We start from the raw sequence: 20,608 nt of genomic DNA on the forward strand, positions 1-20,608 counted from the left end.
TAAATTAGCGAATTGGAGCTTTACATTATGCGTAAGACTAAAATAATATGCACTATAGGGCCGGCCAGCGACGATAAAGCGGTATTCGAACGATTGATAGCACACGGTACTAATGCCATACGGCTTAATTTTTCTCATGGCTCTTATGAGGAACACGGAAAGCGTATAGACATGGCAAAAAATGCTAGGCGAAGCCATAATATACCGCTATCGATTATACTGGATACAAAAGGTCCGGAAATGCGATTAGGTAAATTTAAAATCGAGCCCGTAGAACTAAAAGAGGGTCAGTCGTTCACGCTGACCACAAGGGATATAGAAGGCGACAATTCTATAGTATCGGTAAATTACGCCGGTTTGACCAAAGATATTAAACAGGGCGATAAATTGCTATTAGATGACGGATTGATAGAACTGAGGGTAAAAGATATCGATGGTACAGATATCCATTGTACGGTCATGAATAGCGGCCTGATAAGCAGTAAGAAAAGCGTCAATGCTCCTGGCATATCTATACAATTGCCTTCGGTGACTCAAAAAGATATAGACGATATTAAATTCGGCATAGAAAAAGGCATCGACACCATAGCAGCTTCTTTTATACGCAGAGCCGAAGATGTATTGGGGATTAAAAAGATTCTCGAAGATAACAACGCCTATGATGTACAGATAATAGCTAAGATAGAGAATCAAGAGGGGATAAACAATCTGGATGATATAATGGCTGTGGCTGATGGCATAATGATAGCGAGGGGTGACCTCGGCGTAGAGATACCTACAGAAGATGTTCCGGTGGTACAAAAGGCCATCATATCCAAGTGCCGTGATGCCGGTAAACCGGTCGTAATAGCTACTCAAATGCTCGATTCCATGATACGTAATCCGCGGCCTACGCGAGCCGAGGCTACCGATGTGGCCAACGCCATATACGAGGGGGCCGATGCTATAATGTTATCGGGAGAAACAGCATCGGGTAAATATCCCGTAGAGGCTTTAACTACCATGATACGCATAGCCGAAAGGGTCGAACGCTCACTTAATTGCGATGCTGCTTTTTATGATAAGGCTATATCCTCAGCCAGTATTACAAACGCTATAAGTCATGCTACCTGCACTATAGCGCGGGACCTAGGCGCTAGAGCCATAATAACCGCTACAAAGTCAGGCTATACCGCAAGAATGGTAGCCAAATACAGGCCGGTGGCTCCGATAATAGCAACCACTATAAGCGAAATGGTGTACAATAAACTATCGCTGGTATGGGGTGTAGTGCCGTTTTTAACCTCCCAGATGGAAGGTACGGATGAAATGATAGAACAATCAGTCGATACCGCTTTGGAATCCGAACTAATAAGCAGCGGAGATCTGGTGGTCATCACGGCAGGTGTTCCAGTAGGAGTAAGTGGCACTACCAATCTTATAAAGGTTCATATAGCCGGAGATATACTTGTCAAAGGTGTGGGATTTGGTGTTAAAGCTGTATATGGCAGAGTATGCTCTGTAAAGAACTATATGGATGCAAAGACCAACTTCAAGGATGGCGATATATTAGTGGCTAAGTCTACCGACAATACGTTGTTGCCATTCATGCGCAGAGCCTCGGCAATTATAACCGAAGAGAGCGGTATAGCCTCACATGCCGCTGTGGTTGGACTGACGCTTGAGATACCGGTCGTAGTGGGAGCCCAGGAAGCTACCGAAATATTAACCGATGGTATATGGGTAACGGTAGACCCACAACATGGTTTTGTATATAACGGAAAAGCTGCCGTAATATAACAATAGGAGATGATATAGTCGTGTATAAAATAGGACTTATAGGAGCCGGCAATATGGCAACGGCTATAATAAAAGGCATATTAAAAGCCGAATTGGTACAACCGGCCGACATGATAGTCAGCGATATCGACGATAACAAATTAGTTTCTTTGCAACGATTGGGTGTTGATATAACTAATGATAATAAGGCTTTGGCTGAATCGGCCCGTATAATAATACTTGCTATAAAACCGGCTGTCTATGAACCGGTATTGAAGCAATTGAGGGATGTTATAGCACCTGATACCATAGTAGTATCTATAGCTGCCGGCATATCCATAAAGTACATAAAAAGTTTTTTTGATAGAGACGTAAGGGTTGTACGCGTTATGCCCAATACTCCCGCACTCATAGGCATGGGCATGTCCGTCATAGCTGTGCCATCAAATATAGATGGGAGTACGGCAAAGGAAGTGGAGACAATATTTGCCGCATTAGGTAAGGTCGAGATAGTCGAAGAAAAATTAATGGATGCTGTGACTGCCGTAAGCGGCAGCGGACCGGCTTATGCCTTTATGTTTATAGAAGCCATTGCTGATGCTGGTGTTATGGAGGGCCTGCCAAGGGATAAGGCGTATACTTTAGCAGCTCAGACGTTGCTTGGTTCGGCTGCCATGGTATTGGAAACCGGAGAACATCCGGGTAAACTTAAGGATATGGTATCTTCGCCGGCAGGAACCACTATAGACGCCATATATGCATTGGAACAGGGCGGATTTCGTGGTATCGTAATGCAAGCCGTTAAAGCATGCGCTGAGAAATCAAAATATATGGAGAAGTAGAGCGATTGAAAAAAGTAACTATATATACTGATGGCGCTTGTACGAATAATCCCGGACCGGGCGGATGGGCTGCCATATTAAATTATAAAGACTGCATAAAAGAAATATACGGTGGAGAACCTCTGACTACAAATAACCGTATGGAATTGACAGCAGCGATAAAGGCCTTGGAAGCACTGAAGGAACCGTGTTGTGTAGAGCTGTACTCCGATAGTGCATATTTAATCAATGCTTTTAATCAGCATTGGGTCAACAAGTGGATGAGAAACGGATGGAAAACTACAGGCGGTGATCCCGTTGAGAATAAAGATTTATGGGAAAGACTTATAGAGTTAACCAAAATGCATGACATCAAATGGGTAAAAGTAAAAGGTCATAGCAATAACGAATATAACAACAGATGCGATGAACTCGCTAAAAACGCTATAAAGTAAATTGTATTTTATAATGGAAGAGGGGACAGAGGATGCGAACAAATGGTACGCCTGATATAATAAACGATTTTCTTATATATCTCGAAAATATACAGGGTAAATCTCCCAATACGGTAAAAGAGTACTTTTATGATCTGCGCACCTTCTTTCGTTTTTTGAAAATGAGACGCGATATGGTAGATGAGAGCGAGGATATAAGATCTATAGACATCCGAGATATAGATTTATCCATAGTAAAGAGCGTGCAACTGAGCGATCTCTACGCTTATATATCATTTCTCTCCAACCAGATGCATAACAATGCGCGCAGCAGAGCGCGTAAGGTGGCCAGCATACGCACATTTTTTAAATATCTTACTAATAAAGCCAAACTTTTATCTGTAAATCCGGCTGTTGAATTGGAAAGTCCTAAAGTAGGCTCTCGAAATCCGGTATATCTTTCTCTGGAGGAAAGCCGGGAATTGTTAGCCTCGGTAGACGGACCCTTTAAAGAACGGGATTACGCTATACTTACATTATTTCTAAACTGCGGGTTGCGTTTATCGGAGCTGGTGGGTATAAATATAGGCGATATCAGAGAAGATACCTTGCGCGTAATAGGCAAAGGTAATAAAGAACGTACGGTTTATCTCAATGAAGCATGCCTAAATGCTATAGAAAATTATTTAAAAACGCGCCCTCATGACGGGGTAAAGGATAGGGAGGCGCTGTTTTTAAGTAAGTTAAAAAAACGAATAAGCCCTAAAACAGTTCAGCATATAGTTAAAAAATACATATCAAATGCGGGTCTGGATAGTACCAAGTATTCTACGCATAAGCTGCGCCACACAGCGGCCACACTAATGTATAAATACGGCGATATAGACATACGGACGCTGCAGCAACTTCTGGGCCATGAAAATATATCTACCACTCAGATATATACACATGTCGATAATGATATGGTACGCCATGCCGTAAATAGCAACCCATTATCGCAGGAAGTAGAGCATGATAAGTAACCCAAATCAAGACACAGGTATCTTCAACAATTCGCCGGGTTGCAGTTTAGATGGCTCTATATCGTTTAATTGCCTTATCTCGTATATAAATTCGCGTATTTCTTTGTCTTTAGGAACATATCTCTTAGCTAAAGACCAAAGCGAGTCGCCTGTTTCCACATATACTAATTGATAACTCTTCTCATTTTGCGCCGATGTACGCTCGAGCAAAGAGGGGACAATGGTCAGTATCAGTATGCCTATAACTATCGCCGCTATATATAAACTCTTTTTCATCATGTTTGCCTCCTTCTGTATTTAGCCTTCACAGCGTTTAGTATTCAAATGTACGAACAAATGTTCTGTATATATATTAACACGAACAAACATTCGTTGTCAAGCTATATGCGAACATTCTTTTGCAATATTTTTTATTTCGTGTTATAATTGAGTCATAATTAATATATACGGAGAGTGTTATTAAATATGCCTATAGATTTGACTGTTAAACAAAAACAAATACTGGATTATATAAGAAGTATAACCGAAGAGAGAGGATATCCGCCTTCTATACGGGAGATAGGTGATGCCGTCGGATTAAGTTCCACTTCTACGGTACACGGCTACTTAAAACGCTTGGAGGCTAAAGGAGCTATAAAACGCGATCCAACAAAACCAAGAGCCATGGAAGTGATATACGGAGAGCCGAGCGACGATGAAAATATTTCAAAAGTAGAATTGGCAAATATACCTGTGCTAGGACGTGTGGCAGCCGGTCAACCGATATTAGCCCAGGAGAACATAGAGGAATATTTTCCGTTGCCACTGGACTTTATTCAGAACAGTGAAGCGTTTATGCTCAGAGTCAAAGGCGACAGCATGTACGAAGCGGGTATATTGGATAACGATTATATAGTCGTACGCAAACAGGAGACTGCACAAAACGGTGATATAGTAGTAGCTCTTATAGACGATGATGCCACCGTAAAACGCTTTTATAAAGAAGAGGATCATATAAGGTTGCAACCCGAAAATCCCTTCATGCAACCTATTATAGTGAAAGATATAAAAATACTCGGCAAAGTTATAGCTGTATTAAGGAGACTATAAACGCTTCAAACTATCATTATAGAAGTTGATAATTGGATATCCACGGAAAATAATTCATATGATTATTTTTGGATTTTAGGTGTTTAATATTAATTTTTAAGAGTTATAGAGTTATTAGTCACCGACATAAAATTATCTTCGGTGACTATCGACTATTGTCGGCGGTTAAGCGGCCAATTATACAAAATGAACATTTTGTATAATTGGAGGTGCGCTTAAACTTTGATGCTGACCATGCCTTGTATAAATATTTGTCATTTATTTTGCCATATCCATTTCTTTCAGCGCGAGCATGATACCCAGTTTAACGTGATCATACGTAAGGCCTCCTTGCAGATGACCTATATATGGCGGTCGCATAGGCCCGTCAGCACTTAATTCTATAGATGAGCCCTGTACAAAGGTACCGGCTGCCATTATTACTTGATGCTCATAACCCGGCATATCCCATGGTTCGGGTGTGACAAAACTGTCTACTGCTCCGGCTTTTTGTATACCTCTGCAAAAGGCTTTGAGCTTTTCCGGATCTTCAAAACGAATGGATTGAATTATATCGGTGCGATGATGGTGGCTGGCCGGAAAAACACTATACCCCGATAGTTCAAAGATGCGGCTGGCCAATATAGCTCCTTTCAGCGCTTCACCCACTATGTGCGGCGCTAAAAAAAGGCCCTGATAGAAATTCCGATACCCTCCGGCGTATGATCCCACCTCTTTACCAATGCCCGGTGCTGTAAGGCTATAGGCTATGCACTCCACCATATCCTTCTTACCTACTATATAACCGCCGGTGGGTGCTATGCCGCCGCCGGGATTTTTGATAAGCGAGCCAGCCGCTATATCCGCTCCTACTTGAGTCGGTTCTATCAATTCGGTGAATTCGCCATAGCAGTTATCCACTACGATGGCTGCATCGCATCCGAGGCCGCGTATGAACTGGATAATATTGCCTATAGCGTTTACATCGATGGATTGGCGCCATTGATAACCACGCGATCGCTGTATAGCTATAACTTTGGGGGTATAAAGTTCAATAGCCTTTTTTATTCCAATTTTATCGAACAAGCCGTCTTCCGACAGCTCTACTTCCTTATAATCTATGCCCCATTCTCTCAGCGAGCCCCTGCTATTGCCGCTTATACCTATAACTTCTTGTAATGTGTCATAGGGTCGACCGCTTATGGAAAGCAGCACGTCCCCGGGCCGAAGCAATCCATAGAAGCATAGCGATATAGCATGAGTACCCGATGCTATCTGCGCTCGCACTATGGCATCCTCTGCTCCAAAAATACGGGCATATATTCGCTCCAGCGCATCCCTGCCCTGATCGTCATAGCCATAACCGCTGGTAGCCGCAAAATGCCTTTCCCCCACCCCCTCACGCTGCATAGCGGCGATAACATTGTATTGGTTATAGGAGCGAATATTATCTATTTTGATGAATGTATGCTTTATATCATCTTCGGCTTGCTGGCAAAGTGCCAGTATATGTTGATCTATATCATAGGTACTTTTAAGAAATTCTTTGGTTGTATCTAACATCGGATTTAGATTGTTATCCTTTCTGTGCATTTATGTAGTCTATTATACCTTTAAAGCCGGCTTTATTCAATGCTGAAACGCATATGATTTTATCGCTGTTAACGTTGAAAGCTTTTGCTCCTTTGCCCAAAATATCGTCGGCTCGATCCACCAGGTCGATTTTATTAATCAACATCACATAATTATCGTTGCCGCCAAAGATATGAGAAAGCACCACATCTATATCATCAACAGGTAATGGTTGTGAGGGCAGCGAGGTGGCATCGATGATATGCAGCAATAACGATGCATTTTTTATAAACGAGATGGTCTGGGCCATAGCCTTACGCAAAGTCGTAGGTTCTACTGCATCGCCTATTAAGCCGGTGGTATCCACCAGCTCTATGTATTGGCAGCCGGCATTCATTCTTATCCATTGAAGCCCCATCGTACTATACGGCTGGCGCCCACACAGATAGCGCTTGGCCACCTCTATATCATAAACCTTTGCCATGCTGTTGCCGTCGGCATCCATAAAATGAAGTTTTATAGTCTTATTTCCTAAAAACTTGGCCAGATTAAGCAACAAAAGGGTCTTACCTACATTGGGCTTGCCTATCAAAACGCAGGTTTTCATGGTCACACATCAACTTCTTCTATATCCTCTTTGCGGATGACTATCAAATCTTCCTTACTGATGGAGCCCTGTTTATGCAGCCTGACGGCTTGTTTCCGTATGGCATTTTCCACTATGTTCCTTACCAGTCTGGCATTGCCCATCCTTTGGTCCATATTCGATTGTTTCCCCGCCAACAGCACATATAACTTGTTGCGGGCATCAGGCAACAGGCTATATTGGCGCTTGTCGAACATAAGATCGGCTATCCGCACCAATTCATCCAATGTATAATCCCTGAACTCCATCTGTATGGGGAATCGCGACCGCAAGCCAGGATTCATGCGCATAAAGTAATCCATCTCATCTTTATAACCGGCTAAAATGGCCACGAGATCGTCTTTGTTGTCTTCCATTTCTTTAACCAGCGTATCGATGGCTTCTTTGCCAAAATCCCTTTCTCCTCCTCTGGACAAAGAATAGGCTTCGTCTATAAACAATATACCCCCCAACGCCCTTTTGACCTGTTCCCTTACCTTTTGAGCTGTATGACCTATGTATTCCCCTACTAGATCTGCTCTTTCAACCTCGACGGTGTGCCCTATCCTCAATAAACCCATTCCATGCAGCATTTTGCCCAACAGCCGCGCCACAGTGGTCTTGCCTGTGCCCGGATTGCCCTTAAAGATCATATGTAAAGTCATGCCGTCATGGGCCATTCCCTCCATCTTGCGGCGTTGTTGTATGTTTATATATGCTTGGAGCTCTTCTACCAATTTCTTTATATTCTCCAGCCCTATCAATGAAAGGAGCTCCTTTTGAGCCTCTGCTATTTCCAAACTATTAATACCGTCCGTATTCTGGTCATGACCATAAATGTACCTTATAGCTTCGGACGGTGTTATCTCTGCGCGTTCTACCTTTTGCATTATCACGCGTTCGTTATCGATCAGACGTCTTGCCATGCTGTCACCTCCCCGAAAGAAAGCCTTATTATCAGTATATGAACAGCGACCGTCAAAGGTGACAACATGACATCTATTATAAGAATGAAAACAGCTTTTTCCTTTTCCCGTTTTTAAGGCTCATCAAGAACCTTTGCACTATAGGTTTGAGTTTTTCATATTCTATAAGGAATGAATCATGCCCGTATATCGATGTCAATTCCACGTACGTGGCATCTATTCCCAAGCCGCGCATCTTTTTTATCAGTTCCAATTGTTGATGTTTCGGAAACAATATATCCGAGCTTATGCCCATGATTTTAACCTTACATATTATGCGCGACAGCGCTTCTTCCATGCTTTCATACCCCATACTCAGGTCAAATAAGTCCATAGCCCGCGATAAATAAATGTATGAATTGGCATCAAAACGCCTTACCAGTTTTTCTCCCTGATAATCGAGATATGTTTCCACATCGAACTTAATAGTAGGGTCTTTTAAGTGCTTTATATCGAAACGCTCCCTTCCCCTTCCTATCATTCGGCTAAACTTTCGTTTCATCGACTCATCGCTCTGGTAAGTCATCATACCCAGCATGCGTGCAATACCTAAACCCAAAGCCGGTTGTTCACCTGTTTCGTAATAATCGCCGTTATTCCATTTCGGATCCAGCATAATGGTCCTGCGCATTATATAATTAAATCCTATGGCTTGCGGATAGAGCTTGCCCGGAGTGGCTATAGGAAAAATACCGTCAATAAAATCAGGATATAACACAGCCCACTCCAGCGCCTGCATACCACCCATTGAACCGCCTATTACGGCCATCACATGCTCTATGCCCATATGTTCCAAAAGCTTTTTCTGCACCCTTACCATATCACGAATAGTGATTACGGGAAAGCGCATGCCATATGGTCTGCCGGTAGCGGGATTGATAGATGAAGGCCCTGTGGTGCCTTGACACCCTCCCAAAACATTAGCGCATATTATAAAGTATTTTTCAGGATCCAGCGGGAGACCTGGACCCAGCATCTGCTCCCACCACCCCTTTCTCGAATCATGTTCCGAATGACGGGCTATATGCGAATCTCCTGTCAGTGCATGCTCAACCAATATTATATTGCTTTTATCGGCATTTAAAGCGCCGTATGTTTCATATACCACGGTAATAGGGCCAAGCTTTTGGCCGCTTTCCAGTACAAGCAAATCCGGCGGGTATGCAAATGTATATTCATGTCTATACAAACTGCTGCTATCCTCCCTAAACCTTATAATAACAATTATTATAGCATATATGGCGATATATTTATATATTCCGGCCCAAGCCCGTCCAAACTATATGTTTTGAGAAGCCTCTATAGCTTGATCCAGATCATCTATAATATCTTTCACATCCTCGATACCTATGGATACGCGCACCATATCCTCAGTAACACCGGCAGCAAGCTGTTCCTCACGTGAAAGCTGCTGATGAGTGGTGCTGGCCGGATGTATAACTAACGATTTGGCATCACCTACATTGGCCAATAATGAAAACAGTTTGAGGCTATCTATAAATTTTTTACCTGCTTTTATACCACCGTTCAACCCGAATGTAAAAATAGCGCCGGCCCCTTTAGGCGTATATTTCTGAGCCAGTGAGTTATACTTGCTGGATGACAGCGAAGGATAGTTTACCCATGATACGGCCGGATTCCCCTCGAGGTATTTCGCTACCGCCAGAGCGTTGGAAACATGTCTTTCCATACGCAGCGGCAATGTTTCAAGGCCTTGCAGCATTAAAAAAGAATTAAACGGGCTTATGCACGCTCCCATATCTCTAAGGAGCTGAACGCGTGCTTTTGTTATATAAGCAGCCGCGCCTATATCCTTTACATAGCTTATACCATGATAGCTTTCATCCGGTTCTACCAAACCAGGGAATCGCCCATTGTCCCAATTGAAATTCCCTGAATCTACCATTATGCCGCCTATGGACGTACCGTGGCCACCTATATATTTAGTTGCCGAATGCACGATTATATCAGCGCCAAACTCGATCGGCCTGCACAAATACGGTGAAGCGAAAGTATTATCCACTATGAGAGGTACCCCCACTTGGTGGGCTATTTTGGCTACAGCCTCTATATCCAGTACATTTATATTAGGATTCCCCAATGTCTCCGCAAAGAACGCTTTGGTATGCTCGTTGACAGCCTTTCTGAAGTTTTCAGGGTCATCGGAATCCACAAACCTGACCTTTATTCCATACCTTGGGAGCGTAGATGCAAACAGGTTATATGTACCGCCATATAGAGTGCTGGCAGCCACTATCTCATCGCCGTTACCAGCTATATTCATTATAGCCATGGTAATGGCCGCCGAACCCGATGCTAATGCCAAAGCTCCAATACCGCCCTCCAGCGCGACCATGCGCTTTTCGAATACATCCGTGGTAGGATTCATCATGCGCGTATACATATTTCCCGACTCTTCCAATGAGAATAGCCTGGCCGCATGATCTGAATCTTTGAAGACATACGACGTAGTCTGATATATCGGCACAGCCATCGCTCCCGTAGCCGGATCCGGTTGTTGTCCGGCATGCAACGCCAACGTATTAAAGCCCCATTTTTTATCTGACATAAAATACTCCCCTTCCTATATGCTTCGCGACTCTAAATATCCAGATAATAAAAAACTCCCCTGCGCAAACAGAAGAGGTTTTATATTTTCCTCTCTTATCTGCCAGGCATATCACACCTGCAGGAATTGGCACCATACAACTTATTTCGATGTTGGTTGCCGGGCTTCATCGGGCCAGTCCCTCCACCTCTCTGGATAAGAGCCTCATATTTAATTTAGCCAATTATAACATTCTTTATCGGTTATGTCAACATTGAAATAATCGTTATATATTATAGCATTTACATCTTATTAGTGATATAATTTTAACAAGAAATTATATATAGCTTCTCGTTAAAATTTAGACAATATATGCCTGCGAAGGAAGGGGTACTCATGGCATTAGAAATAGTAAGAACGGAACCTAACAAATGCCGGCAATGTTATTCGTGTGTCAGAAACTGCCCGGTTAAAGCTGTCAGGATAAAAGACGGGCAGGCCGAGATAATTCAAACAAGATGCATACAGTGCGGCAATTGCATAAAACATTGCAGCCAAAACGCCAAAAAAGTCATAAGCGGCATAGAAAATACTTCTGCCTTTCTGAACAAGGGGTATTATACCGTGGCATGCCTTGCACCCTCTTTTATAGCATCGTTTTATCCGGCCACACCATTACAGGAGGTAGCAGCTGTTAAAAAGCTGGGTTTTGCGGAAGTGTGGGAGGTGGCGGCCGGCGCCGAAATAGTAGCCAGGCATACCCAAGCCTTTCTGTTGCAGCATAAGCAAGGTACTTATATAAATGCCGCCTGTCCGGCTTTGGTAAACCTTATAGAAAGGCATTATCCTGCGCTCATACCGTATCTTAGCCCGATTGTATCGCCTATGATAGCCACCGGTATGATGATACGCTATGCATTAAGGCGTAAAAATAACGTGAGGATCGTATTCGCAGGTCCGTGTATAGCTAAAAAAGACGAAATTCACCGTCCCGAATTCGACGGTATAATAGATGAGGTTTTAACCTTCGATGAACTCAAACAAATGCTCAATGATTGTAATATAAACATTCCCACGTGCCATGAAGAGGCATGGGATAGCCCTGCCGTATCTAAAGGGCGCCTTTTGCCGCTGGTCAGTGGTTTTAGCAAAAATATAAAATCGGCGCAGGGTCAAATGGCTATAGATAGCAAAGAAAATATATTAGGATTGGTAAAAAACTTCAATTCTTTCGGTGCATACTTTATAGATGCGCTGCTGTGCCACGGATGCATAGAAGGTCCTAAAATCGACAGCCCTTTGCCCGTCTATCAACGTGGCATATTAATAGATCAATACAGCCGCTACGATATGCCGACAAACAATGACATGACTTTGGAAGAAATATATGGAGAAATATCTGATAGACTATATAGAAACTATGAAAATAAAACAGCTTCGCTACCCTATCCGAGTGAGCAAGAAATACAGCAGATATTGGCTAGCACGGGCAAATGCTCGTTATCAGATGAATTAAACTGCGGAGCCTGCGGTTACGATTCCTGCCGCGACAAAGCTATAGCGGTTTATCAGGGTGTTGCCGAGATAGAGATGTGCCTGCCCTATCTCATAAATCGAAAGAATACATTGCTAAACCAGCTATCGGATAAATTAAATGAGATATCCTCATTAAACAATGAACTCAACGGCCTAGTCGAATGCTCATATGACGGTATGATGATGACTGACGGGCAAGGAAATATACTGCGCACAAATTCTGCATGGAAACGCATAGTGGGCATATCCGATGAACAATTGCCCGATAATGTCGCAGAGCTTGAGAATAAAAGGATCATATACCCCTCGGCCACATTATTGGCTATAAAAGAGAAGCGCCGTATAACCGTATTGCAACAATGCCTAAGCGGCCGCCAGTTGATAGCGACGGCCAACCCCATATCAGATGAAAACGGCCAGATAACACGTGTGGTAGTAAATATAAGGGCTATGGACGAACTGAATAAACTGCAAAACAAATGGGTGAATTATAACGATAGCTTTTCAAATGCCGATACCGTTAAAAATACTGTCCCTGCGCTTATAAGCAACAGCCCTTCTTTTATAAAAGCCTTAAATATAGCATATGAAGTGGCTGATGTCGATTCCACTGTATTGCTTTTAGGTGAAACCGGTGTGGGAAAGGATATGATAGCCCATTTCATACACGATACCGGCTCACGAAAGAACGGTCCCTTTGTAAAGATAAACTGCGGTGCCATACCCGAAACGCTTATAGAATCCGAACTGTTCGGTTATGAAACCGGTGCGTTTACAGGAGCCAAACGCGACGGTAAACAAGGGCTCTTTGAAGTGGCCAACCACGGTATACTGTTTCTGGACGAAATAGCCGAGCTGCCGATGGCAATGCAGGTAAAACTGTTGCAAGCCATCCAGGAGAAAAAAATAACGCGCATAGGCGGCATCAAACCCATAGATGTAGATATTCGGATAATAGCGGCCACCAACAAGGATCTGGCGACTATGGTAAAACAGGGTACGTTCAGGGCGGATCTTTATTATAGAATAAACGTGGTACCCATAACCATACCTCCACTGCGCGAACGCATCGAAGATATAGTGCCGCTGGCCCAATACTTTGTCAAGCAGTTCGGCAATAAATACAATATTGATAAGCAACTTTCCATAGACGCATATGCAGCCCTCAATGAATATGATTGGCCGGGGAATGTGCGTGAATTGGAGAACATCATGGAACGGCTGACGGTGACCACAAAGGGTGATATAATAACCTCGGAAGATATATGGAGTTGTATAGGAGACCGACCATCCATACGGTCGACTGTAAAAGTAAACGACATAATGCCTATTAAAGAAGCCGTCGAAGAAGTGGAGCGCCAATTATTGCAGATGGCCCACAAACGCTATAAAAGCACCTATAAAATGGCTGAATGCTTGGATATTGATCAATCTACTATAGTGCGCAAGCTCAAAAAATACCAAAATTAATGCAAACATGCATTAAAGCGATGTAGAAATACATCGCTTTAATTCGCTACTTTTTTAACAATAAAACAGCTTATCTATCCTATGCAATGCGCATATGCATTAAAGATAAATATAAATTTCATAACCTTTTTAATAATCATTGTTCTATTATGGCTAAAGATTCGTTAAATTTGTATCTATTTTTTAACCATCTAGTTGGTATATACTTTGCTCTTAATATAAGTAGAATGATTTTTATCGAAGGAGATAGTTTTATGGTAGAAGAAATAATAAATAGCCATGGCATCGCTGAAGATAAGCTCGTGCCGATACTGCTGGATATTCAAAACAGCAACGATAAGCATTATTTGAGCGAAGATGACCTAAAACAAGTGTCGAGATTGCTCGGTATACCGGAAAGCCGCGTATACAGCGTAGCCACATTTTACAGCTTTTTTTCTTTACAACCCAGGGGCAAATATATAATACAGATATGCGATAATGCCCCATGTATAGTCAACGGCGCATACAATGTGATCGATGATTTTCGCCATATATTGGGCATAGATATGGGGCAAACCACTCCGGACGGTCTGTTTACACTTGAATACAGCAGCTGTCTGGGATGTTGCTCACATGCCCCCGCAGCCAGAATAAGCGGGGAATTATATGGCGATCTCGATAGCGAAAAAATAAAATCGATACTGAGCGATCTTAGGAGGCGATAGCATATGTCCGATCTTACAGTAAAACGTTTGACACAGCGTTGCGGCGACATCGATCCGAGAGATGTATCAGAGTATATAAGTACCGGCGGGTACAAGGCGCTGGTTAAGGCGCTCTTGACCATGAAACCGCAGGGCGTAATAGACGAGGTCAAAGCGTCCGGTCTGCTGGGCCGCGGTGGAGCCGCTTTTCCAACCGGCCTCAAGATGCAGATGGTTCACGATACTCCAGGCGATGTGAAATACGTCGTATGTAACGCGGATGAAGGCGAACCGGGCACATTCAAGGATCGGTACCTGATGGAAGGCGATCCATACCAACTGGTGGAAGGTATTATCCTTGCCGGCTACGCCGTTGGTGCACAGAAAGGTTATATTTATATAAGGGGCGAGTATGACCGCGCTATAGAGCTAATGAAAAATGCTGTTGAACAGACCAGAAAGATCGGTTATCTGGGCAATAACATATTGAAACAGCATTTCAACTTCGATATTGAAGTGCGCTCGGGCGCCGGAGCTTATATATGCGGTGAAGAATTCGCCCTGATCGAGTCTTTAGAAGGCAAAAGCGGGCGGCCGCGTTACAAACCACCGTATCCCCCTGTTTCCGGCTTGTGGGATAAGCCCACTTTAATAAATAACGTGGAAACCTTGGCCAATATACCCTATATCGTATCAAACGGCAGCAAGGCCTTTCGTTCGGTAGGTACCGACAATAGCGCCGGCACTAAGCTTATATGCTTATCAGGTAATATCGCCAACAGAGGCGTATTCGAGCTACCGTTTGGCATAACGCTCAAAGATATTATATACGATATAGGCCAAGGCGTACCCGGCGAACGCGAGCTTAAAATGATCCAGATAGGCGGAGCTTCGGGCAGCTGTATACCCTCCGATATGTTGGACGTCAAGCTCGACTTTGCAGATATGAAAAAGAACGGTTTGTCGATGGGTTCGGGCGCTATTATAGCCTTTGACGACAGCCGGTGCGTTATAGACATAGTAAAAAGTCTACTTAAATTCTTTGCCCATGAATCCTGCGGTAAATGCACGCCCTGCCGCGAGGGTAATCCTCAGCTCTATAACCTTATAGACGATTTCAGCAAAGGCTCAGCCACCCCTTCCCATTACGATGTACTTCAGTCGCTGACACAAACAATGCAGCAAGCGGCATTATGCGGTCTCGGTCAGTCATCGCCTATGCCGGTTGTATCAACGCTACTGTATTTCAAAGACGAATACGATATGCACATAAACGGTCGCTGTCCTGCCGGTATATGCTCATCGACAAACGGAGGTGAAATAATATGAACACAGTTACTTTAACTATAGATGGCCAAAAAGTAACCGTTCCGGAGAATACGTCAATATTGGACGCAGCCAAAAAAGCGGGTATAGATATACCTACGCTCTGCTACTTTCCCGACCAAAATATCAAAGGCAACTGCCGCGTATGCGTGGTAGAAGTGGAAGGTTCACGTACCCTGGCCGCTTCATGCTCCACACCCGTAAACGAAGGTATGGCAGTTAAAACATGGAGCAAAAATGTGATGAACGCCAGGCGGACAATAGTCCAGCTCATGCTGGCCGACCACGATGAAGACTGCAACGAATGCGTAAAGAACGGCGTATGCGAGCTGCAATCCCTCGCTCAAAGATTAAATATTCAGCATAATCCGTTCAAGAATATACTTAAACCCAAACCCATAGATACATCGACGCCGTCTTTAATACGCAATCCGAATAAATGCGTCAAATGCGGCAGATGCGTTGATATGTGCCAGGAAACACAGCAGGTAGGCATATTATTTGACGCTTATCGCGGTGCCGATAGCGAGATAGTATCCGGATTGGGCAAATATTTGAGTGACGCCGGATGTATATTATGTGGTCAGTGTTCCACCGTTTGCCCTGTGGCGGCCATATATGAAAACGATGAAACCGATAAGGTATGGCAAGCTATATTTGATACCAGCAAACGCGTTATCGTTCAAACGGCACCGGCTATAAGGGTATCGATAGCTGAAGAATTCGATATGCTTCCCGGTACTGTGGCGCTGGGCCAATTAGCTGCAGGCTTGAGGCGATTGGGTTTCGACGATGTGTTCGATACTGATTTCGCCGCCGATCTGACCATAATGGAGGAAGGGCATGAACTGCTTGATCGTCTCCAACACGGCGGTATGTTGCCCATGATAACCTCATGCAGCCCAGGCTGGATAAACTTCATAGAACAATACTATCCAGACCTATTACCGCACCTTTCCACATGCAAGTCCCCTCAACAAATGTTCGGATCGATAGCCAAGACATATTACGCTCAAAAAATAGGTCTTAAACCTGAAGATATATTTGTGGTATCCATTATGCCTTGCACAGCTAAAAAATACGAATCCGGCAGGCCTGAGATGAACGACAGCGGTGTCAGGGATGTCGATGTGGCGCTGACCACGAGAGAGCTAGCTCGTATGATAAGGCAGGCCGGCATAGACTTCACAGCATTGCCTGAAGAGCCGTTTGACGAGCCGCTGGGCATATCGACCGGTGCCGGTGCCATATTCGGTGCTACGGGCGGGGTTATGGAGGCAGCTCTGCGCACGGTATACGAGGTCGTTACAGGCAATACGTTGCCCTCTTTGGACTTCACTGATGTACGAGGTTTAAAGGGAATAAAAGAGGCCAGTGTGGATTTGGATGACGTCAAGGTCAATGTAGCCGTAGCACATGGTATAGCCAATGCAAAAAAGCTGCTGGAGCTTATCAGAAATGGAGCCGCCGATTATCAGTTTATAGAGATCATGTGCTGTCCAGGTGGCTGTATAGGTGGCGGCGGCCAGCCTTACCGAACGACCAACGCTATACGCCAGCAACGTATCAAAGCTATATATGAAGTCGACAAAGCCATGCCATTGCGAAAATCGCATGAAAACCCTGCTGTACAGGCATTGTACGAAGAATTTTTAGGGCGACCGCTGAGTGAAAAATCTCATCATTTGTTGCATACAACATACTCGAACAGGCAACATTAAAATAAAAGCATTACCGCTGCATCTTCGGTTTATAGAAAAAGGAGGCTTACCTCAAGATGAAGAAAAATATATCATGTCTGGTGCTCAGGAGATTGGCCATATATTACCGTTACCTGTCGCAGCTGCCTGCTGATACGATTCATTCAATATCGTCCAATGAGATATCGAAGCAACTAGGCATAAAGGCGTCGCAATTGAGGCAGGACCTCCATTGGTTCGGAGAATTCGGCCATCAAGGATACGGCTATGATATTGCCTATCTCAAAGAACAGATACGCAATATACTGCACCTGGATATCCAGCATCCGTTTATAATCATAGGCGCCGGTAATCTCGGTCAGGCATTGGCCAATTACGCCGAATTCGAGCATGACGGTTTTATACTTAAAGCATTGTTCGACGTAAATCCAAAGCTTATAGGCCTGCGCATACGCGATGTGGAGATTATAGATATGGATGATCTTGAGATATTCTTGTCGCAACATCCCGTAAGCATAGCCGCTATATGCACGCCGGCCAACAAAGCACAGAGCGTCATAAATCGCGCCGTAAATGCAGGCGTAAAGGGCATATGGAACTTCGCCTGCGCCAATATCAGCGTACCGGAAGGTGTAGTGGTAGAGAACGTATACCTCAACGAAAGCCTCTACACACTGGCCGCACGTTTAGAGGAGGAGTGCGACGAAAGGGCTTTTAATGAGTATTAAACTCATTAATCAATTTATTTTTTAGGAGGAATAAGTCATGCGTTTAGAGAACAAAACAGCAGTAGTAACGGGAGCCGGTTCCGGCATGGGCAGAGCCATTGCTATAGCCCTTGCAAAGGAAGGAGCAAAAATAGTATTAGGCGAATTGGTTGAGGAAAGCGGCAGAGAAACCGAGCAGATGATAAAAGAGGCCGGTGGTCAGGCCATATTCATAAAAACCGACGTATCCAAAGTTGCGGATATAGACAAGCTCGTTTCCACTACCGTACAAGAGTTTGGTAAGCTGGATATCATGGTGAACAACGCCGGCATATTCGATAACTTTACATCATGCCTCGATGCCAGTGAAGAACTGTATGACCGCGTGATGAATGTGAACCTTAAAGGCGTGTTCCTCGGCTGCAAACGCGCGCTGCAGGAAATGATCAAGCAGCGCAGCGGCAAGATCATAAATACGGCGTCTGTAGCAGGATTAAACGGCATGGCCGGCGGTACCGTCTATACTGCCTCCAAACACGGCGTCGTGGGCATCACAAGGCAAGTGGCCTGCGAGGTAGCACCGCTGGGTATAAACGTTAACGCCATATGCCCGGGTGCCATAATTACCGGTATGACCAGGGATTTATTGGGTACCCCCGAACAGCAGGAAGCCATATTAGCCCCCATACCCATGAAACGCGTCGGTCAGCCCGAAGATATAGCAAAAGCCGCTGTCTTTCTGGCATCAGACGAGTCCAGCTATATAACTGGCGCCACGCTGGTAGTAGACGGCGGATGGCGTGCCAAATAATTGATTAAAATCAAAAGCGGGCATTAAAACAGTGCCCGCTCATTTTTACAATTCTTCCAGTCTTTTATACAATTGCTCCAAGCTTTTATAAAGGTCGTTGTACAATCCATAATACTGTCGATAAAATTCGTTATTTTCTCGGTTGGGGCTATATTCACCCACAATCGGATTTAATCGCAACGCGGCTTGAGCGGCATCATCGAATATACCGACGCCTTTGCCGGCGAGAGCCATAGCGCCCAACGAGGCTGCTTCCCTTATCCTCGGTACCTTTATAGGCAGACCGTACACATCGGCCTTTATCCGATTCCACAATTCGGCTTTGGACCCACCGCCCATTATGACCAGTTCATCAGGCGACAACGCCATATCGCTCAGCACATCCAGGCACGCCTTTAATTCAAAAGCCACGCCTTCCATGATACTGCGACCTATATCGCCTTTGGTATGACCGAGCGTTAAACCGAACACAGCGCCGCGGGCATCGGGATTCCAGCGCGTGGCCTTAGCGCCCATAAAAAACGGTAGAGTCAACAGCTTATTAGCGCTCGGCGGGCTTTGCATTATCTCGGCGTCTATAGGTTTATAAGAGGTCTTATCCCTGGCATCCCCGTCTGAATAATATACGCGGTCCCTAAACCACTGCATTATGGAGCCGCTTGTGGTCAAGCCCTGCTCTATCAGCCAATGATCGCGCAATGTATGTACGGAACATACTACCCTGGAGTCTATTACCTCAGGTACGTTGTCGGCAGCAAACGATATATTGCTGGTGGTGCCAGTGGACTCCATAGCTCTTGTGCCAAATATACCGGCTCCCAGAGCTTCGCATTGCCTATCTCCCCCTCCGGCTACCACCGGTATGCCGCTATTTAAACCCAAAGCCGATGCAGCTTTGTTCGTGACATGCCCGATTACCTGATCGGACCATACCAGCGGCGGCAATTGTTCGGGGTTTATACCTAAGTAATCGAGGATTTCAGAACGCCATTGCAGCTTTCGCACATCCAGCATCATGGTCCGAGAGGCCAGCGAATAATCCAATATGAAATTATCGGTAAGCTTAAAGCATATATAATCCCTAGGCTGCAAAAAATAAGCGGTTTTAGCAAAAGCATCAGGCTGATGTTCTTTAAGCCAAGCTATCTTGGTAGCCGAAAAAGTAGAATCTGGTATCATGCCGGTCATGTTGTGTAAATCCTCTTTGCCGAAATGCTCGGCCATTTGATTCGCATAATCCTTGGATCGCCTATCCATCCACATTATAGCATCGCATAGAGGCGTTCCAAATCGGTCTACCGGTACGATGGTTTCCCTCTGGGAAGAAAGCCCTATAGCCTCCACCCCGACAGGTTCGGCCAGCTTATCTTCAGCCTGACGCACGGCTTTTACAACCGCTTCCCACCAATCATCGGCCTTTTGCTCGGCCGCCATAGGCGTGGGATGGGCTGTCGGATACTCGCAATTGCCATCGGCCAACACATTGCCGCTGAGGTCGAAAAATATCGCTTTGCACGCTGTGGTGCCTAGATCTAACGTCAATATCGATGATATCATGC

Annotated in this window: 18 protein-coding genes and 1 riboswitch; of the genes, 11 read left to right on the forward strand and 7 right to left on the reverse strand. The window is 44.5% G+C overall.

Going from position 1 to position 20,608, the window contains the following annotated elements; genetic code table 11:
- The first annotated feature begins 27 nt into the window (after positions 1–27).
- From pyk to JG770_RS00100, 4 genes are read left to right on the forward strand one after another with little or no spacing between them, the layout of a single operon-like run.
- Positions 28–1,779, forward strand: coding sequence for a pyruvate kinase (pyk, locus tag JG770_RS00085; protein ID WP_291953661.1), 1,752 nt, complete (start codon positions 28–30; stop codon positions 1,777–1,779).
- A 20-nt stretch (positions 1,780–1,799) separates the two neighbouring features.
- Positions 1,800–2,600: a pyrroline-5-carboxylate reductase gene (proC, locus tag JG770_RS00090; RefSeq protein WP_291953663.1), complete on the forward strand. Its 801-nt coding sequence runs from the start codon at positions 1,800–1,802 to the stop codon at positions 2,598–2,600.
- 5 nt (positions 2,601–2,605) lie between these two features.
- Positions 2,606–3,034: a ribonuclease HI gene (rnhA, locus tag JG770_RS00095; protein WP_291953665.1), complete on the forward strand. Its 429-nt coding sequence runs from the start codon at positions 2,606–2,608 to the stop codon at positions 3,032–3,034.
- Positions 3,035–3,066: 32 nt separating this feature from the next.
- Positions 3,067–4,035, forward strand: a complete 969-nt coding sequence (locus tag JG770_RS00100; protein WP_291953668.1) for a tyrosine recombinase XerC — start codon at positions 3,067–3,069, stop codon at positions 4,033–4,035.
- A gap of 6 nt (positions 4,036–4,041) precedes the next feature.
- Here the strand turns inward: JG770_RS00100 and JG770_RS00105 are convergent, their stop codons facing one another.
- Entirely contained in the window at positions 4,042–4,314 is a 273-nt protein-coding gene (locus JG770_RS00105; RefSeq protein WP_291953670.1) for a LysM peptidoglycan-binding domain-containing protein, read from the reverse strand.
- A 186-nt stretch (positions 4,315–4,500) separates the two neighbouring features.
- On the opposite strand from JG770_RS00105, the gene lexA reads away from it, so the two are divergent.
- On the forward strand, positions 4,501–5,124 hold the full coding sequence (lexA, locus tag JG770_RS00110) for a transcriptional repressor LexA (RefSeq protein ID WP_291953672.1): 624 nt from the start codon (positions 4,501–4,503) through the stop codon (positions 5,122–5,124).
- Positions 5,125–5,382: 258 nt separating this feature from the next.
- Here the strand turns inward: lexA and JG770_RS00115 are convergent, their stop codons facing one another.
- The 5 genes from JG770_RS00115 to JG770_RS00135 form a co-directional block, all read right to left on the reverse strand.
- On the reverse strand, positions 5,383–6,666 hold the full coding sequence (locus JG770_RS00115; RefSeq protein ID WP_291953674.1) for a methionine gamma-lyase family protein: 1,284 nt from the start codon (positions 6,664–6,666) through the stop codon (positions 5,383–5,385).
- A 13-nt stretch (positions 6,667–6,679) separates the two neighbouring features.
- The gene (locus JG770_RS00120) at positions 6,680–7,282 is read right to left on the reverse strand and encodes a GTPase (protein ID WP_291953780.1); all 603 of its coding nucleotides are present in this window, start codon (positions 7,280–7,282) and stop codon (positions 6,680–6,682) included.
- Between the two features lie 2 nt (positions 7,283–7,284).
- Positions 7,285–8,226, reverse strand: coding sequence for an AAA family ATPase (locus tag JG770_RS00125; RefSeq protein ID WP_291953676.1), 942 nt, complete (start codon positions 8,224–8,226; stop codon positions 7,285–7,287).
- A gap of 76 nt (positions 8,227–8,302) precedes the next feature.
- On the reverse strand, positions 8,303–9,454 hold the full coding sequence (locus JG770_RS00130; RefSeq protein WP_291953677.1) for a homoserine O-acetyltransferase: 1,152 nt from the start codon (positions 9,452–9,454) through the stop codon (positions 8,303–8,305).
- Positions 9,455–9,544: 90 nt separating this feature from the next.
- Positions 9,545–10,834 carry a homocysteine synthase gene (locus tag JG770_RS00135; protein WP_291953679.1) on the reverse strand — a complete coding sequence of 430 codons (1,290 nt, stop codon included), beginning with the start codon at positions 10,832–10,834 and terminating at the stop codon, positions 9,545–9,547.
- Positions 10,835–10,926: 92 nt separating this feature from the next.
- Positions 10,927–11,036: riboswitch (SAM riboswitch) on the reverse strand.
- Between the two features lie 173 nt (positions 11,037–11,209).
- On the opposite strand from JG770_RS00135, the gene JG770_RS00140 reads away from it, so the two are divergent.
- From JG770_RS00140 to JG770_RS00165, 6 genes are all read left to right on the forward strand, one after another.
- Positions 11,210–13,819, forward strand: coding sequence for a sigma 54-interacting transcriptional regulator (locus JG770_RS00140; RefSeq protein WP_291953681.1), 2,610 nt, complete (start codon positions 11,210–11,212; stop codon positions 13,817–13,819).
- A gap of 254 nt (positions 13,820–14,073) precedes the next feature.
- Positions 14,074–14,526, forward strand: coding sequence for an NAD(P)H-dependent oxidoreductase subunit E (locus tag JG770_RS00145; RefSeq protein ID WP_291953683.1), 453 nt, complete (start codon positions 14,074–14,076; stop codon positions 14,524–14,526).
- Between the two features lie 3 nt (positions 14,527–14,529).
- Positions 14,530–15,834 (forward strand): NADH-ubiquinone oxidoreductase-F iron-sulfur binding region domain-containing protein, encoded by a 1,305-nt coding sequence (locus JG770_RS00150; protein WP_291953685.1) that lies wholly within the window; start codon positions 14,530–14,532, stop codon positions 15,832–15,834.
- Positions 15,831–17,552, forward strand: coding sequence for an NADH-dependent [FeFe] hydrogenase, group A6 (locus tag JG770_RS00155; RefSeq protein ID WP_291953686.1), 1,722 nt, complete (start codon positions 15,831–15,833; stop codon positions 17,550–17,552). The genes JG770_RS00150 and JG770_RS00155 overlap by 4 nt, the downstream gene beginning before the upstream one ends.
- Positions 17,553–17,608: 56 nt before the next feature.
- Positions 17,609–18,259, forward strand: a complete 651-nt coding sequence (locus tag JG770_RS00160) for a redox-sensing transcriptional repressor Rex (protein WP_291953688.1) — start codon at positions 17,609–17,611, stop codon at positions 18,257–18,259.
- A 37-nt stretch (positions 18,260–18,296) separates the two neighbouring features.
- Complete coding sequence (locus JG770_RS00165; RefSeq protein ID WP_291953690.1) at positions 18,297–19,049, forward strand: glucose 1-dehydrogenase; 753 nt, start codon at positions 18,297–18,299, stop codon at positions 19,047–19,049.
- Positions 19,050–19,094: 45 nt separating this feature from the next.
- Here JG770_RS00165 and JG770_RS00170 read toward each other — a convergent pair whose 3' ends face one another.
- A complete protein-coding gene (locus JG770_RS00170; RefSeq protein ID WP_291953782.1) occupies positions 19,095–20,606 on the reverse strand; it encodes an FGGY family carbohydrate kinase in 1,512 nt (503 codons plus the stop codon).
- Positions 20,607–20,608 lie beyond the last annotated feature (2 nt).

Source organism: Mahella sp. (assembly GCF_020054945.1).
Taxonomy (GTDB): Bacteria; Bacillota; Clostridia; order Mahellales; family Mahellaceae; genus Mahella.